Genomic DNA, 17,323 nt, shown 5'->3' with positions numbered 1-17,323 from the left:
TGTTTCACCATAGAAGAGCAGAGATTTTTTTTATGGTCTAGCAAATGCTTAAAATTCCTTATATGCCTTCTATGGTTTAAAAAAATGGGAAACCATGTAAGGAATAGAAGAACATATAAGAGGGGTAAGGCTTGATTTTATTTTGGTTAATAGGAGAAAATTTTGGTTGGTCAGTTTGTTTCACCACAGCAGGCCACAACCTTTAGTAAAATTGATTTCATTTTAAACTGTTTTTTTGCCAATTTACAAAATGTAATTGATCCTGATTTCCTGGAAATGAAGTAATTATTCAGGCCAACTGGATTTTCCACCAGGTTTTTATCCATTTAAAGCAGAAATTGTTGTTTAACCTTAGAGTATTTATGGAAAAATTTAACCCAAAATCGTGTGTCCTTATTTGTTTGTTGTTATTATTTGGCATGTTCAATTTGCCCGTTCATGCCATGACCGGTAAGGAAAATAAAAAAGCCGATCCTCCCAATATCATTGTCATATTTGCCGATGACCTGGGCTACGGGGATTTGAGTGTCTTCGGTCATCCCACTATTTCCACACCGAACCTGGACCGGATGGCGTTTGAAGGCCAGAAGTGGACCAATTTCTATGTGGCAGCTCCGGTCTGCACCCCCAGCCGGGCAGGCCTGCTTACCGGAAGGCTTCCCATTAGGTCCGGCATGAGCAGTGATAAACGAAGGGTATTATTTCCGGATTCCAAGGGAGGCCTGCCACAATCGGAGATTACCATTGCCAGGGCGTTAAAGGGAAACGGCTACCAAACCGCCGCCATTGGAAAATGGCATTTGGGGCATTTATCTCCCCACTTGCCCACAGATCATGGTTTTGACAGTTATTTTGGCATTCCTTATTCCAATGATATGGATAAGGTGGAGAAAACAGATCATTATACCCTCGCCGAAGAGGAAAGGTATCAGGCATACAATGTTCCGCTAATGAGAGACAAGGAAATTGTTGAACGGCCTGCAGACCAACGTACCATTACGCGTCGGTACACCGAGGAGGCCGTAGGAAAAATAAAGGAATTCGGAAAGGATCCTTTTTTTATTTACCTGGCACATAACCTGCCTCACATTCCTTTGTTTCGGTCGGCGGAATTTAGAGACCAATCGCTGGCGGGCATCTATGGAGACGTCATTGAGGAGATCGACTGGTCGGTGGGACAAATACTGGAAGCGCTGAAAGCGGAAGGTGTTGCTGAAAACACACTGGTGGTATTTACCTCAGATAATGGACCCTGGCATGTTTTCCGCACTCATGGAGGTACGGCTGGCCCACTGAGGGGAGCAAAAGGTGGAACTTTTGAGGGTGGTATGCGGGAACCAACCGTTTTCTGGTGGCCTGAAGGAATACAACCCGGTGTGGTCAGAGACATGGCAACAACCATGGATTTATTACCAACCTTTTGTGCCATTACCGGCACCGATCTTCCGGACGACAGGATTTATGATGGATACGATATCAGTCCCCTTCTGCGCGGAACAGGGAAAAGTGAACGGGAGACGGTATTTTACTACCGCGGCCAGCAGGTATATGCCGTTCGAAAAGGAGACTACAAAGCGCACTTCATCACCCAGCTGGAATATGGTAACCCTACTGCCCATCCAGTGACTCAGCCACCAGTACCGCTCGAAAATACCGCAACAGTACTGGAAACACCGTTATTGTATAATGTAAATGTCGATCCGGGCGAGCGATTTGATATCGCAGCAGATCATCCTGAAATCATCGCTGAAATCAGGGCTGTGATGGAGACGCACAAAGCAGGTATTGAACCGGTGGAAAACCAATTGGAAAAATAGGTTATTGAAGATCTCACAGGTGTTTTGCCAGACAATCTCTCCTACAAAGTAAACCCAATAAAAAAAATGAAATTATCTTTTATCGGTAATCGAATGCTACTTTTCACCATGCTACTAATGGGGTTCATGGCGAATTTGCATGCCTATCAGCAAACTGATCGTCCCAATGTGGTATTAATCATTACGGACGATCAGGGCTATGGTGATCTTGGCATTACCGGCAACCCCCATGTACAGACTCCGGTTTTGGATCAGTTGGGGAAGGAAAGTATCCGATTGAACCAATTTTATGTGTCACCCGTCTGTGCGCCTACCCGCTCCAGTCTGATGACCGGAAGGTATTCCCTTCGTACCGGGGTGAGAGATACGTATAATGGCGGTGCGATTATGGCTACAGCCGAAGTGACCATTGCTGAAATGTTAAAGGAAGTGGGATACAACACGGGTATTTTTGGAAAGTGGCACCTGGGAGACAATTATCCTTTCAGGCCTGGAGATCAGGGTTTCGATGAATCCCTGATCCACCTCTCGGGAGGAATGGGCCAACCGGGTGATTTTACAACCTTCTTTAAAGGTGACAGCAGCTATTTTGACCCCGTACTTTGGCACAATGGCCAACAAAAGGCCTATCGGGGTTATTGTTCGGATGTTTTCACCAATGAGGCCATTGGCTTTTTGGAAGAAAACCGGGAGGACCCGTTTTTCCTTTACCTTTCTTTCAATGCCCCGCATACGCCGCTTCAGGTACCAGCCGAATATTATGAAAGGTACAAGGATATTGATCCAGCCGCAGGCTTTGATGCAGATGGACAGCCCTTTCCTGAAATGAACGAAAAGAACAAGGAAGATGCCCGGAAGGTGTATGCCATGGTTTCAAATATTGATGACAATGTGGGAAGATTGTTAAAGAAGCTGGATGAACTGGAAATTGCCGACAATACCCTGGTTATTTTCATGACTGATAATGGGCCCCAGCAACCCAGGTATGTGGCAGGGATGAGGGGCAGAAAAGGCAATGTGTTCAGGGGAGGTGTCAGGGTGCCATTTTTTCTCAGGTTGCCTGGTCGCCTGCAAGGAAATAAGGACATAGAAGCTAACCTGGCTCATATTGATGTGTTGCCCACCTTGGCGGAGATCTGTGATGCCCCAATTCCTGGAGACAGAAAAATAGATGGCCAGAGTTTTCATGCGCTGCTTAGGGGAGAAACAGCGGATGAATTTGAGGACAGACCGCTGTTTTTTTACTGGACCAGACGGTATCCTGAGTTGTACAATAACATTGCCCTGCATAAGGGAGATTTTAAATTGGTAGGAAATGCAGATCATGATGCGGCCCTGGAGGCCTTTGGTCTTTTTAACGTGAAAGAAGATCCTTACGAACAAGAAGACATAGTACGTTCAAATAGGGCTTTAGCGGAAGACCTTAAATCCGAAATGGACGAAGTAATTGCGGACCTGACGCAATCGTCTAATCTCAATGTGGCCCAAAGAATGATAATCGGCAGCGAACATGAAAACCCCGTTTACCTTAACCGAAACGATGCAGACGGAGAGCGGGGAATCTGGACCCAGGAGGAAGTTTTTGGGATGTGGAAGGTCAAGACCCTGGAGGGCAGGTACAATATCCGTTTCAAATTTATCAAACCCCTGGAAACCAATGGTAAAATGGTCCTTGAGACCAACTCGATTATTGTTCAGGAGCATTATGAGGAGGTTCCGACAGATGAAATCACCATGAAGAACGTGTACCTGCCGGAAATGGAAGTGGACCTGATTCCCCACTATATGACGGAAGGAAGGAGTATTTTTCCGCTGTGGGTGGAGATGGAAAAGATTACTGGTCCATGATATCCAAAAGCCAGATTTAACAAAATTGGCAACTATTTCATTCGATAACCTTCTTTATTTTTAAAGATTTATCGGAACATCCAGGCCTGAAGAGCCTTAACAACAATAACCGTGGGTGCAGCCCACGGAAAGTTAACAAAGAAGTATCCCCAACCCCGGCAGGGGTTGAACATATCGTATATTCGATTCAAAACAGGTATTCCTATAATTGAGTGATTATATTGATCCCTTTTCAGCAGTAGAAATGGTATTACCAAATGGTATACCGTATTCGCAAGACCATGTTCTACCCACTCCGGGGTTGCGGGCAGGATAGATCGGCTCTTAATCCCCGGGTTTCGCCCGGGGTTATTGTTGTTAAAGCCCTCCGGGCTTCGAGGCTGAGGTAGGTTTTTTTTAAGGGATAGCTGTTTAAGACCTCAAACAGTTCCCCAGGTCAAAAAGAATAAAAAATAGATTAAGGAAATATCTGTTGGCTTATTTTCCTTACCTGATTTCCTTAGCTTATCCTAATTGGAGAGATGCTATCAGGCAAACAATGGATAATAATAAACAATGGCACCATGCTTTGATGTTAGGTGGGTTTTGTCTTCAGCTTTTCCTTGAGCGCTGCTATGGCAGCATCACTTCTTCTTAACACCAGCCGTTGATGGTCGTCAATGAGCCATTCAACCTCTTCACCGGCGGTGAACTCCATTGCCTGCGCAAGGGCTGCCGGAAAATTCACATAGTATTGTTCGCTTTTCAGCCTTTTGATAAGCTGGACTTTGGTTTTATACCCCATATCTGGTATTTTTGACTAAATATAAATGTCAGAAAAAGGACCATAAATCAAAATTTCTGAACCTTTTTTGTTTCAAAGCCTGCCCCGGGTAGCTAACCGATTCAGGGACAAAAATAAGAGGAAAGGAGGGTCAATTTACCAGATAAAGAGCTAATATAGAAAAGCCACCCTTAATTCCTTATGAATTTTTTCGATGCGGATTTTAATCTACCGTAATCCTCACAAAGCCCAATTCATCAGCTATATTTTCATACAACCAGATTTTGTTGTCGATGAAAAAGTGGGGGGGAGGTCTTTTTTCATAACGATCGAGGAAGGTTTCTTTGACGATGTTCAGGTCCTTGTCCAGTACGGTTAGAAATACTTCAGCTCCTATGATCTTTGCTTCCCCTCTCTCATTCACATCTTCCCCAAATTTAGTCTTATAAGAAAGGCGAATGTACCGTTGAGAAACAGGATCCCATTTAGGATCCATGAAATGGATGGACTCATTAAACTTCTGTATGTGGCCAGCCGCTTTCTCAGCTTCTACTGTTTTAGGGAGTTTGTATTCATTTTGGTTAGCCGTAAGCTCACTGTTCCAGGTGATCAGGTATAGGGAATCCAAAGGGATATCATAGACATAGGCTTCATTGTAAGCACCGTTGGGCAATAGTATTTTATCCTGGACATTCGTTAGCGAAGCCATTGGGTTGAAGGTCATTGACGGTGCTCCGGCTTGTTGTATTTCCATTCGGTAATTACTAAGTTTCTCCGTTTCTGGCAAGGGTATTTTCTCATAGGTTGCTGTTTCCAGATCAAATTTTACAAGAAAATTCTGGTAATCATTACGCATAACATAAAGACCAAAAATCGTATTCGGGTCACCTGGATGTTCCGACAATCCAATGGGGACTGCTTCAGCACCATCCAATTCCGGAGCTATTTTGGTCAACTTTAAGTCCCGGACTTTTTTACCTTCCTGGTCAAAAACGGAGTTGAGTCCAGTAGACCAGACCATGATTTTATCAGTACTTGTCAAACCATATCCTCTTATATGCCTGCCGATTCCATTAGGGCCCTCAATTTCAAACTGAAGTGCCTCTTCCAAAACCAAACCCTCCAGATTGATTTTATCGAACCTCGCCTCTCCAAAGGTATAGTGATAAAGGTATTTACCATCTGTGGACAGTTCAGGATGGGTAAGTCCATATTTAAGGTTGATAATGCTGCCCTTTGCATCAATTACCACAGTATCCTGAGACAATTTTAATTCCAAATCGCTTCCAGATTTTGATTGGTTTTTTGAGCAGCCTAAAAGAATAAGTAAGCAGATTGTTATTGGGTAGTATTTCATTACTATTTATGGTTTATTGTGTGAATATCTTTGACGGCAACCTGGAGAGAGGCCGTACTTAGCTTATTTGGATATTCCGATATTTAAATATAATAAAAATTTAGTTAAAAACTATTCTTTTCGGTATTTATTAACGTTGATTTCCACTACCGGCCCTATTTACGAACTTCAACTATCCGAAACAGATTCCTGGTATGCTTTTCACGATAGCCATTTTAAAAGAAGACATCCAAAAAAGGGTCATCTTAGTGAGGGAATTTACAATGGTTATTAAAAAATTATCAGGATAGAATTTTGAAATGTTTAATCATAAAAGGTGAGTACCATTTTCACCTGTTTTGACCGCTGGGACAACGTTCAAAAAAAAATAGTGGAGGCCAATGATTTTGGGTTAATTATCACATCTGAATATTTTTATTCGTTGTTACTTTTTGCTACAAAGCCTGTCAAGAGTAGCTAAGCGAATCAGCTGCAAGAAGAAGGAGGAATGAATGGTCAATTTACCAGATAAAGAGCTAATATAGAAAAGCCACCCTTAACTCCTTATGAATTTTTTCGATGCGGATTTTAATCTACCGTAATCCTCACAAAGTCTAATTCATCAGCTATATTTTCATACAACCAGATTTTTTTGCCGATGAAAAAGTGGGGGGTAGGTCTTTTTTCATAGCGGTCGAGGAAGGTTTCTTTGACGATGTTCAGGTCCTTGTCCAATATGGTTAGAAATACTTCCGCTCCTATGATTTTAGCTTCCCTTCTCTCATTAGCCTCTTACCCAATTATTGTCTTATAAGAAAGGCGTATGTACCGTTGAGAAACAGGATCCTATTTAGTATCCATAAACTTTATAGCCTCATCAAACATTCTCAGGCGTTCAGCCGCCTGCTCGTTGGTTAACTTTACAGCGAGTTTCTATTCATTACGATTTGGAGTAAGCTTACTGTTCCATAAAATCAGGGGAAGGAAATCCAAATTGATATCATAATTAAAAAATACTATTGTAAATTTAAAACATATTAATAAACCCGGTTTTCGTCAACAACCTTATGCGACGAGAATAATGAAAACAACATCACTATTTAATATGAAAAACGTAACGCTCACTGTTCTTTTCGTACTTTTTAACTTTTTTGGACTACAGGCAAGTGCAGCAGAGTACCCTAACGACACCATCGTATACTGGGGAGGAAAGAAACGTGTTCACGTTGCAGCATGCGTCAGGTATAATAGTCTTAGCCCGGAACAGAAGGCATCGACTGAAGAAATGACTTTGGCAGCGGCTCGTGCACGGGGACTCGATCTTTGTTCCAAATGCCCCGCTAAAATTCTTTCGGTCAAAAATGCGGATCTCCCTGATTCGTGGGTGAACCCTGCTCCTAAAGAGGTACTCACCTACACTTTCGAGCCAAGCCCTTTTAAGCCATTGATCTCGATGGGCCCCGGGGGAAATCTTGTTTATAAGTCCTACAGCGACAAAGGTGACCGTGTCCTTGACTGGTCTCATTGCGGTTATAGACAGAGTGAAGTTCCTATTCCCGATGTGCCCGTCAGGAAAATCCTGTGGCCGCTCATGGGAGAAACCAGCCGGGACGGTACTATGGCCTATCCCAGCGGTCCGGACAGTCGCCAAGTTATTCAGGAAGCTTTAAACAAAATTGCAGGCCTGACATCCGATGCCAACGGCCTCAAAGGTGCGGTCCTGCTCAAAGCTGGTACGTACTATATCAATGGTAGTTTACATGTTCCATCCGGAGTAGTCCTTCGCGGTGAAGGAAAGGATGAAAACGGCACCACACTCATCCTGCGGAGCAGCAGTGGAAGCAGGAATGCCATTGAATTTGGGGAGGGAGGGATTGAGCAACTTATTGATGGTGCCGTCAGAATTTCAGGAGACTATTTACCTTCCGGCAGCTATGAGATTTCGGTAACGGATGCCAGTTCGTTTAAACCCGGTGACTTCGTGTTCGTCAAAAAGACCGTCAATAAAAAGTGGGTCGACGAGCTTGGCATGGGAGAGCGTCTTCAGCACATTCGGGGAGGTAAAGAAGGGTTGAAGAAAAATCCCTGGCAGCCAAAGTCATACCAGTTTATGCACCTTCGACAAATTGAAAAGGTGAACGGTAATACGATCTTACTTGACGTAATGATGCCGCAGTCGATCTCAAAAGAACATGGCGGTGGAGAGGTTTTTAAAGCAGATTTGACTTCCCTGGCGACCCATTCAGGAGTGGAGTCACTTCGTTTGGTTTCCAACTATGACACCTCGATGGAGGATACGGGAAAAGATGCTAACTTCATGAATTTCAGAACTGCGATCTCCGTCAGCAATGCCATAGACAGCTGGGTGCGGAATGTGACCGTGAAACACATGCAATTTGCCGCTGTGTCAATAGGAGACGGCTCGCGTCAAATTACTGTTCGGGACTGCAAGTACCTGGAACCTGTGGGTCCAAATCGTGGAGGTTTTCGGTACGCATACAATATTGGTGGTGGAACAGGCCATTTGGTTTACAACTGTTATTCGGAGGATGCACGTCATGATTTCGCGGGTGGCTCACGGACCATGGGTCCTTTTGCCTTTGTGAATTCCACAGCGATCCGCGGCGGACAATCTGAGCCACACCACCGCTGGGGTACCGGCTTTCTCTTCGATAACATCACAACCAAAGACGGAAGCATTGCTGCGATCAATCGTGGGGATTCCGGTACTGGACATGGATGGGCTGCAGCCAATACGATGATTTGGAATTGTGATGCACCCAATATCGTCGTCTTCGACCCTGAAACCGAGGGCGAGAATAACTTTGCGATAGGCTATAGTGGTGATGAGAAAGAAGGGTTTGATCACAAGGGAATCATGTATTCCAACAATCGTTCAGGCTACTGGGGTACCCCTCAGGAAGGTAAGTTTTATGGCTACGCGCTGATGGGCAGTGGCTATATCGAAAGCCCGGACGCACCGGTCGAACCGAAAAGCCTGTTCGTTCAGCAGTTGATCGACCGGATCGGACGGGAGCAGGCGATGCGTGTACTTAAAGACAAAGAAGAAGAAAATACGATCCTTTTTGAAGATCCGATGACCGGGGACTGGCGGGAAAACTGGTTCCTCGATGGAAAAAAAGCCACCCTCCGCAATACAAAAGATGGCCTGTTTTTCTCTGCCGGCACCGTAACAAAGAGTGATGATCCCGAGGAATACCACGCCCATCACGCTGTTCTTTGGACACGAAAGGAGTTCGACGGAGATATCAGAATCAGCTATGAATTGACACGGATCGACAGCAGCGACTACGGCACTACCCTGCTCTATATTCAGGCCCGCGGAATTGGTTCTCCCCCTTATGCGGAGGATATTTCCGCCTGGAATGACCTTCGTGAGATTCCCAATATGGGAATCTACTTTACCTATATGGACCTGCTCAGCCTCAGTTTCCGCGAGAACCTCCGTTGCAAGCGGTATCCCTGGCAGGATGAAAACCTGGAATGGTATCCGGGAAAAGGACTTATAGAACCAATGGTGGACTACGGAAAAATCCTGCCAGGGAAAACTTACCTGGTGGAGGTGGAAAAGAAGGCGGTATCCCTGCGGCTCCGTATGATAGAGAAGGAAAGCAATAAAATCATGATCGATCATAGCTGGAACACGGACAACATTGCCAATGGAATCGAGCCTAAACAAATAAAAAAGGGCCGAATAGGCCTGCGTCAAATGTCTACACGACAGTTCATCTACCGGAATTTCAAGCTTGAACGGCTATGAATTCTGAAATTATTTTTCACACAAATAAGAGTACCAGGAAGCAATTAATAGGATGGGATTGGCAGGTATTCTTTAAAATAAAAATGAAGAACAAGATAAAAAACTTATAAATAGCACCTTACAAAATTTAGATACCGATCCGTAATTTCAGTCCACCGTAATCCTCACAAAGCCCAATTCATCAGCTATATTTTCATACAACCAGATTTTGTTGTCGATGAAAAAGTGGGGGGGAGGTCTTTTTTCATAGCGGTCCAGGAAGGTTTCTTTGATGATGTTCAGGCTCTTGTCCAAAACAGTCAGGAAAACCTCCGCTCCGGTTTCTTCAGCTTCCCCGAATTCATTCAGCTCTTCCCCAAATTTAGTTTTATAAGAAAGTCGAATGTACCGCTGAGAGACAGGATCCCATTTAGGTTCCATAAAATTGATAGCTTCCATGTATTTCCTACTGTGCTCACCTGCCTGATCTAGTTCTACAGTCTTTGGTAGTTTGTATTCATTTTGGTTTCCTGTTAACTCACTGCTCCATGATATCAGGTAAAGGGAATCCAAAGGGATATCATAAACATAAGCTTCATTGTAAGCGCTGTTGGTCAAAACTATTTTATCTTGAAAATTAGTTAATCTGGGTTTTGGTCCAAATCCACCTGCCGGTCTTCCATTATGTTGAATATCCATCCGGAATTCATGGAGTTTTTCTGTTTCCGGCAAGGGCACTTTTTCGTAGGATTCAATTTCCAGGTCAAACTTCATCATAAAATATTGGTAATCTTGCCACTTAACATACAAGCCAAAAATTCTGTTGGTGTCAGTGGGATGCTCCATCAGGCGAAGGGGAAATATTTCGGAACCTTGGAGTTCCTGGGCGATTTTGGTTAACTTTAAGTCCCTGACTTTCTGACCTCCTTGGTCAAAAAGGGCATTGAGCCCATAAGACCAAATCATTAATTGGTTTCCTGCGGTCAGCGCATAGCCTCCAATGTAAGAACCCATTCCATTTGGGCCTTCTTTTTCAAACTGCAGCGTCTCTTCCAATTCCAAATTATCCAGATTGATTTTATCAAACCTGGCTTCTCCATCAGTATAGTGATAAAGGTATTTGCCATCTTTAGATAGTTCAGGACTGTTTAGCCCATCTTTTAAGTTGATGATGCCGCCTATTGGATCAATTACCACCGTGTCCTGGGTCAATTTAAAATTCGGTTCGACTTCGGATTTGGATTTGTTCTCCGAGCAGCCAAAAATGACAAGCAAGCCAATGACTATCACATAATTTTTCATTTTTTCGATTTGGTTTTGTTTCTGCCTATCGTTCTCCGACAGCCGGAATACCGCACTATGCTACCTTATTACGATCATTTAATGTTTTGAAAATACTAAGAATAACCTTAAAATATGTTATAGTTTCGGTGCTTTAACCTTTTTTAACCTATTATTTTCGTAAAAAGGTATAATTTCGACTTTCCCATATGATGTCGAAAATAATTATGAATAATAAACTACTTCTGTTTTTGAGCTGTATAATCTTTTCCTGTGGAAATGAGCGCAGTACCAGCACAACAAATATGTTGAGAATTGAATTGGATACCCTGATGGTGGATGCAGGCGAGGAGATACTGGACCTTAAATGGCGGGATTTCGCCATTTCCCCGGACGGGAGGTACTTGTATAACTTCAATGGTTATGACCATACGCTGGAAAAAATTGACATGGAGAAACTCCGTTTGGTGGAGAAATTGCCATTCGAAAAGGAGGGACCAAATGGAACAGTAAATGCGATCTACTACATGCATATGCTGGACAATAATCATATCCATTTGTCTGACAATCGGACCTTAAGCCAATTTCAGTTAAATGGAAAAAGAACCATTAAGTATGATTTGTACAACAATGGCCTTGATGGGGATGAACTCTCGGAATATGAACATTTAAAGAGCAATACCATTATTCCTGAACTTCCCGAAACCGTGTTTGCTCTTGTTGGCCATTGGGAGAACAAAACCTATAGTTTGAGAAAAATGAATTTCAGGGATAGCCTCATTACAAAATATGAGATTGATCCCGGACAAAACATACCAAAATTTTCTTTCAAGGTTCCATCCCTTTCTAAAGACCCTATTTTTAAACCATATGTATACCTGTCCCATGGAAAAGGGTGTTTGATCATTTCGGCTGATATAACGAATGAAGTTCATCTATTTGATCCTGTAGAGGATACCCTGGTTTCCAAAATGAATGAACTTCATCATACGGCTAGTGAAAAAACCGGGAAATTCGTGGGTACTTATGCTTCCATGGAGGATATGGTGGCGGATTATCAAAAGGTGTTGGAAGATGTCAATTTTTCCCCTCCGGTTTGGGACAAAGAAAATAAGGTGTATTACAGGTTTTCTTATACGGTTGATTTTGAGGAAGAAAAAAAACCCGGTGAGCTGCTACCTGAAATTAAGCAAAGGAACATTTACCTTTCTGTTTACAACAAGGATTTTGAGTTATTGGCTGAAGCACCTGTTCCCCAATTGGAAAAAAATCCTGTGCATTACTTTGTCCGTGCGGGAGATATTTGGATTTTTGAGAATATTGGAGATGAATTGGGTTTTATCAGGTTGGCCTTACATTAAGGAAAATCTCAGGCTTTGGGTTAATGCGAAAAGGAAAAACAGGTTTGTTTTAGAAATGTTCGGCCTATCGATCTTACCCAATTTGAAGCAGAGCGTTCCGCAGGGGCTAACCTGGACATCAATTATAAATGGGCCCTGGGCGAAGAATTGACTTTAAATACCAATACCTTGTTTTTTTATACCCAAATTCAAGATCCGCTATTGTTGGTCTCTGAGGGGTCGGAATTTGAATTTCGTCAACCAGAGGGTCGGATTCAGACGCAGGGGATGGAACTCAATTTGAAGTGGAATTACCGGGACTGGAAGTTGTTTGTGGGCTATACCTTTTCAGAGGTTGAGGAGCGGCAAAATGGGATCAGCAAGGAATATCCGCTGGTAGCGAAACACAGGCTGAATAATGTGCTGATGTATGAAAAGCATGAGGAATTCTGGATTGGGCTTGAGGCCTATTATTTCGGTCCTCAGCTATTAAGTGACGGTCGGACGGGACAGCCCTATTGGATTTTGGGATTGATGTCTGAAAAGAAATTTGGGGAGAATTTTTCCATTTTCCTGAATTTTGAGAACTTCCTGGATACCCGCCAGACGGCTTTTGACACCATCTATACGGGTTCAATCAGCAACCCACAGTTCAGGGATATTTATGCCCCGGTGGATGGTTTCGTAATTAAAGGTGGGTTTAAGTTACATTTATAGCCAATACCAATTCAGCTTTGTATTGGTCTGCCTGTCATTCATTTTCGAACGATGAACTAAGGGTGACAATTTGACTCATGGGTATATATTGATTTGATTACTGATACCTCACCGGAAGCAGGTTCATTTTTAATAAAACCAAAATTAAAATCAACAAAGCTGTGGCTGGTACTGCAAGGATGTTGATGAACTTTTGTGCCCAAAATCTATTTTGGCATACCATTTCCAGGCCTGAAAATACCAGAAGCCCAATTAGTCCGCCTGAGGTATTGGTAATTAGATCTGTTACATCAAAAGCCCCTATACGTAAAATATATTGAAGTCCCTCAACCAGTAAACTAAGCAAGAAAAGGAAGCAAAGTTTTTTACCGAAAATCCATCTGCTGAATAAAACCCCTGTATAGATGCCCGGTGGTACAAAAATCAATGCATTCAACATGTTTTCAGCAGTGAGGAAAATTGGTTCATTAAATGGAATGAAGTTGGTATTTCTATTTTCCATATAGGAGAATTGCACCCCTAACTTTAAAAGCAGTATCCAGACCAATGCAATCAAATAAATGACAAAGAGGGCAGTAGTCCACTTGTTAGGCCCATTAAGATCTTTGGATAATTCTTTCATGTTGGTTGAATGTCCTACAATTTATAGCATTATAGGAGAAAAACCTATCTGCGGTATGTGCCAGACAACAAAATTAGTAGTCAATCAAAGTTTTTATTGCCTGGTAGTAACTACGTCCGCTGGTAATTTCGCTTTGAGAGTAATCATCCATAATCAATAAAAAGCGGCTATTAAAGTGTTTCCGGATTTCCTTTAACAAATTTTTATTGATGAGATATGACTTGTGTACCCGGATAAAATAAGCGGGCAATTTGTCTTCTAACTTCTTTAAACTCGAATCTAAAATATACGATTTAGCGTATTTGGTAACAATAGATACATATTTCTCGTCGGCCTGTAGATAAGAAACTTCCTCCAGCCGCAGAAAAATAATGCGGTCGCCAACTTTTACCGGAATGGAGGAAGCTTCATTTTTAGTGTATTCCTGAGCAAACTGCTCAATGAGTTTGTTGAGATTAATTTCGGAATTGATTTTACTGATGGGTTGGTCGAGCTTTTCAAGGGTTTTAGCAAACCGCTCTTTTGTGAGTGGCTTTACCAGATAGTCGAGGCAATTGGTATCAAAAGCTTTCAATGCAAACTCGTCGTAAGCAGTACAAAATATTACCTTAGGGAAATAGTTTAATGCTTTGAGCACATCAAACCCACTGATCACAGGCATCTGAATATCTAAAAATAGTAACTCCGGCTTCATTTGGGTGATCTTTTCTATGGCCTCCTCTCCGTTTGTCGCTTCGGCAATTATTTCAAAAAAATCCGGATATTCCCTCATTAATGTTTGAAGACGTAGTCGTGCCAGAGGTTCGTCATCAACAATAATAGTTTTGTAGGGTCGGTTAATTTTCATGATTTGAATTGATTTTTCAGTGTGACTTTAAAATGTTTATCTGTTCCGTTTTCCCAATTGATGTGTGCATTATTTCCATATATTATTTCCAGTTTATCATTCAGGTTCTGTAGACCGTATCCGCTTACGGGTTCTTCCGGAAAGTCGGGGCCGTTGTCATAAATCGAAATCCGTAATTCCTTCTTATGTTGTTTTACCACCACTACAATTTTTCCCTTGGCATTTATTTGTGAAACCCCATGTTTTACCGCATTTTCGACAAGGGGTTGAATTAAAAATTTCGGAATTTGTTTTTCAAGCGTATTTTCATCTGCATTTATTTCGTATTCAAGATTATCACCAAAACGAGTTTTTTCGATTTCTAAGTAGTTTTTAACCATTTCCAGTTCCTCAGCAACCGAAACATAGTTTTTGTTTTCCTTATTAATTGAATACCTGAAAAGCTCTGAAAGACCTGTAGCCATATTCTCGGTTTTGCGAGCATCGATATGTGCCAGGCTGGCTATAGAGTTTAGCGAATTATAAAGAAAATGCGGATTAATTCTTGAGTGAATCGCATTCAGTTCTGCCTGGTTTTTTAATTCTTTCATTTTGGCAATTTCTACATCTTTTTGGTTTACCATACTTTGGATACGATAATTAATAAAGTTATAGAATACACGGAGTGTCGCAACCGATGCTATCAGGAAAAAATAGGTTGAGTTTGGGAGTAACAAAGAAGTTTCTGTTAAACTTGAAATTAAGTTTGGATAAAAAATCAGTAAATACGGAAAAACCAAAACTGTTGGGACTATAAGTCCGGCAAAAAGGGTGCTCAGAAAGATAAAAGCCTGCTTTCCAACAAAATTATCTATCTTCTTAACAAAAACCGGTTCTGTATAATACAGAAAAACAAGAACCAACAACGCTTGTAAAACCGTTCCTAAGATGTTGGCGATAAAAGCACCTGGGCTACTTACTAAAAAGGACAAAGAACCTTCGGATGTTGTGACTATAGTGTGGAAAAAGGGAAGAATAAATAGGATAATTGCTCTCTGCTTAATATACATCAGTAAGCTTGGATTTTTTTTCCTTTTAGATTCTTTGGAAAGGAAAAACAGAAACCCGAATAGAATTAAAATTGCCTTTAAAGAATAGGAAAGGTTTCTTGTTAGCTTCTGGTACCTCAAATCTAAATAGTATTGATAGCCGAATTTTTCTACGGTGCTTTTTTTCAGTTTTTCATAGAAATCGTGGGAGTATAATTTTTTTAGTAAGTCCTTATCTATTTCCGTGAATTCAGCTTTGGAGGCTTCAGAAGAATCAAAAATACCACCGTAACCAGAACTGCTGTACTTTGGTAAAAATTGCTTTGTTAAGTTCCGTATGGTATGAAAATAAATTAGATTAACCGATGTTGTGTCTGTAAATGCTCCAGAAATCCCAATTTGTAAATTAACCGATACTATGTCGGAATCGGCGGTTCGCATCCTATAATTTGATAAAGTGCCCGAAGAATCCTGCGTTATTGTTAGCTTGAAGTTTGGGTCGGCATTTACCATTTTTATTTCCACGGTTTCGAGTAGCCCGTTCAATTCGCTAATCATTTGTGTGATAATTACCGAATCCTGATGTGTTTTTGCGCCAATTACTTGTAAACGGATATCCTCTTCAAACCTAAAGGCATTTGCATTTTCTCCATTAAAAAGTCTTTCCCGAATTACATTCCAGGTGGTTTCTTCATAGGGTTTTGTAGTTGGGTTTGCCTGCATTGAATTGAAGGTGGCTACCAGGACAATTAAGCTAAATAACAACTGTTGCATGATTTTTGGATTTAAAAGTTCGGTTCAAATAAACAGAGTTATCAAACAATAATTTAGCTTTTTCCGATGAAGTGTTGAATTTAGGGAATAATCCGCCTAGGCTTTCCTATGTCACAGGTAAATCATTATCCAGTTAGGTTTGCCATTTCATCCTTAAAATGTCAGATAACGGTTCTCAGTTTGACCCAAATTGGATTATTATTCACGAACGTGCATTCTGTCGAGACCTTAAAAAATTGATGAAAAGAAGGTAAAAAGGATGGTCGGTCATATTTTGCAACGCAATGGTTTGTTTTGTAAATCTTCATTTTTATACAATTTACATTCTGAAAAATCTATTTTGGAAATAGCGAATTCTTTGATAAATTTATCACTACGGCCGTTTCATCACCTTATTCACATTACCATTATCAAAAATCTAGTCAACTATACCGACGAAGACCTATTAATTCTTTTAAAAAAGGGGGATAGGGATGCTTTTAACTGCATTTACAACAGGTATTGGAAAGGATTGTTTTTCTGTGCGCTTAAGAAGCTGGGAGAAAAAGAAGAGGCAGAAGACCTCATTCAGGACTTATTTGTTTCAATTTGGACGAAAAGAGAAGATTTTGAAATTAGTTCTTCTTTGAAAGCCTATTTGTTTACCGCATTGAAATACAAAATCATTAACCATTTTGAATTTAAAAAAGTCAGGAGAAAACATCTTGCCACCTTAAAGGACGCATTTAGTGAGCTTGACAATGGAACTTCCAATACTTTGCATGCAGAGGAAGTGGAAAAAAGGGTGGAGGTTGGTATCAATAAGTTGTCTCCAAAAGTAAAGCTGGTTTACCAATTAAGTCGTGATGAAAATTTATCCTTAGATGAAATTGCTGAAAGACTCGAGGTTTCAAAACAAACCGTTAAAAATCAAATATCAAAAGCGCTAAAAGTACTCAAAGCACACCTTAACCATAGTTATTTATGGATCATTTTTGCTACTTTTATTTATTTAATGTTTAGTTAGTTTCATTTTATCCTTATGGTGTAAAAGGCAATTTTATTCTAATTTCATAAAAAAGATTGTCATTGAACAGTATAATATAATTTTTTTAGAAAGAAAATAATCGAAAAATTTCTAAAAAATACTTTTATACCATATAGTTGTCTTGGTTTTTTGCCCGTTTTGATATTATTTTTTTGCCATCGAT

The 17,323-nt window shown here is 41.2% G+C and carries 12 protein-coding genes; 6 read left to right on the top strand and 6 right to left on the bottom strand.

Features of this window, described 5'->3' with window-relative positions; genetic code table 11:
- Positions 1 to 362: 362 nt before the first annotated feature.
- Positions 363 to 1,817, top strand: coding sequence for a sulfatase family protein (locus G9Q97_RS06915; protein WP_246255467.1), 1,455 nt, complete (start codon positions 363 to 365; stop codon positions 1,815 to 1,817).
- Between the two features lie 66 nt (positions 1,818 to 1,883).
- The gene (locus G9Q97_RS06910) at positions 1,884 to 3,665 is read left to right on the top strand and encodes an arylsulfatase (RefSeq protein WP_246255465.1); all 1,782 of its coding nucleotides are present in this window, start codon (positions 1,884 to 1,886) and stop codon (positions 3,663 to 3,665) included.
- Between the two features lie 574 nt (positions 3,666 to 4,239).
- Here G9Q97_RS06910 and G9Q97_RS06905 read toward each other — a convergent pair.
- Both G9Q97_RS06905 and G9Q97_RS06900 read right to left on the bottom strand, forming a co-directional pair.
- Positions 4,240 to 4,449, bottom strand: a complete 210-nt coding sequence (locus G9Q97_RS06905) for a hypothetical protein (protein WP_166144524.1) — start codon at positions 4,447 to 4,449, stop codon at positions 4,240 to 4,242.
- A gap of 202 nt (positions 4,450 to 4,651) precedes the next feature.
- Entirely contained in the window at positions 4,652 to 5,707 is a 1,056-nt protein-coding gene (locus tag G9Q97_RS06900) for a DUF4221 family protein (protein ID WP_246255463.1), read from the bottom strand.
- Positions 5,708 to 6,845: 1,138 nt separating this feature from the next.
- On the opposite strand from G9Q97_RS06900, the gene G9Q97_RS06895 reads away from it, so the two are divergent.
- Positions 6,846 to 9,545 carry a hypothetical protein gene (locus G9Q97_RS06895; RefSeq protein ID WP_166144518.1) on the top strand — a complete coding sequence of 900 codons (2,700 nt, stop codon included), beginning with the start codon at positions 6,846 to 6,848 and terminating at the stop codon, positions 9,543 to 9,545.
- A 147-nt stretch (positions 9,546 to 9,692) separates the two neighbouring features.
- On the opposite strand, the gene G9Q97_RS06890 is transcribed toward G9Q97_RS06895, so the two are convergent.
- Positions 9,693 to 10,826: a DUF4221 family protein gene (locus G9Q97_RS06890; RefSeq protein WP_166144515.1), complete on the bottom strand. Its 1,134-nt coding sequence runs from the start codon at positions 10,824 to 10,826 to the stop codon at positions 9,693 to 9,695.
- Positions 10,827 to 11,056: 230 nt separating this feature from the next.
- On the opposite strand from G9Q97_RS06890, the gene G9Q97_RS06885 reads away from it, so the two are divergent.
- A complete protein-coding gene (locus G9Q97_RS06885) occupies positions 11,057 to 12,166 on the top strand; it encodes a DUF4221 family protein (protein ID WP_166144512.1) in 1,110 nt (369 codons plus the stop codon).
- A gap of 66 nt (positions 12,167 to 12,232) precedes the next feature.
- On the top strand, positions 12,233 to 12,862 hold the full coding sequence (locus G9Q97_RS06880; RefSeq protein WP_166145257.1) for a TonB-dependent receptor domain-containing protein: 630 nt from the start codon (positions 12,233 to 12,235) through the stop codon (positions 12,860 to 12,862).
- Between the two features lie 97 nt (positions 12,863 to 12,959).
- Here G9Q97_RS06880 and G9Q97_RS06875 read toward each other — a convergent pair whose 3' ends face one another.
- The 3 genes from G9Q97_RS06875 to G9Q97_RS06865 all read right to left on the bottom strand — a co-directional run bounded on the left by G9Q97_RS06875 (position 12,960) and on the right by G9Q97_RS06865 (position 16,133).
- Positions 12,960 to 13,484 carry a VanZ family protein gene (locus G9Q97_RS06875; RefSeq protein WP_166144509.1) on the bottom strand — a complete coding sequence of 175 codons (525 nt, stop codon included), beginning with the start codon at positions 13,482 to 13,484 and terminating at the stop codon, positions 12,960 to 12,962.
- 73 nt (positions 13,485 to 13,557) lie between these two features.
- Positions 13,558 to 14,331, bottom strand: coding sequence for a LytR/AlgR family response regulator transcription factor (locus tag G9Q97_RS06870; RefSeq protein WP_166144506.1), 774 nt, complete (start codon positions 14,329 to 14,331; stop codon positions 13,558 to 13,560).
- Positions 14,328 to 16,133, bottom strand: coding sequence for a sensor histidine kinase (locus G9Q97_RS06865; protein WP_166144502.1), 1,806 nt, complete (start codon positions 16,131 to 16,133; stop codon positions 14,328 to 14,330). Before G9Q97_RS06865 ends, G9Q97_RS06870 begins: the two co-directional genes overlap by 4 nt.
- Before the next feature lie 358 nt (positions 16,134 to 16,491).
- Here G9Q97_RS06865 and G9Q97_RS06860 point away from each other — a divergent pair, with 358 nt between their 5' ends.
- On the top strand, positions 16,492 to 17,139 hold the full coding sequence (locus tag G9Q97_RS06860) for an RNA polymerase sigma factor (protein WP_166144499.1): 648 nt from the start codon (positions 16,492 to 16,494) through the stop codon (positions 17,137 to 17,139).
- Positions 17,140 to 17,323 lie beyond the last annotated feature (184 nt).

It is taken from the genome of Cyclobacterium plantarum, from assembly GCF_011290685.1.
Lineage (GTDB): Bacteria > Bacteroidota > Bacteroidia > Cytophagales > Cyclobacteriaceae > Cyclobacterium > Cyclobacterium plantarum.
The sequence above is the reverse complement of the archived record's forward strand: the minus strand, read 5'-3'. Positions and strand labels throughout refer to the sequence as shown.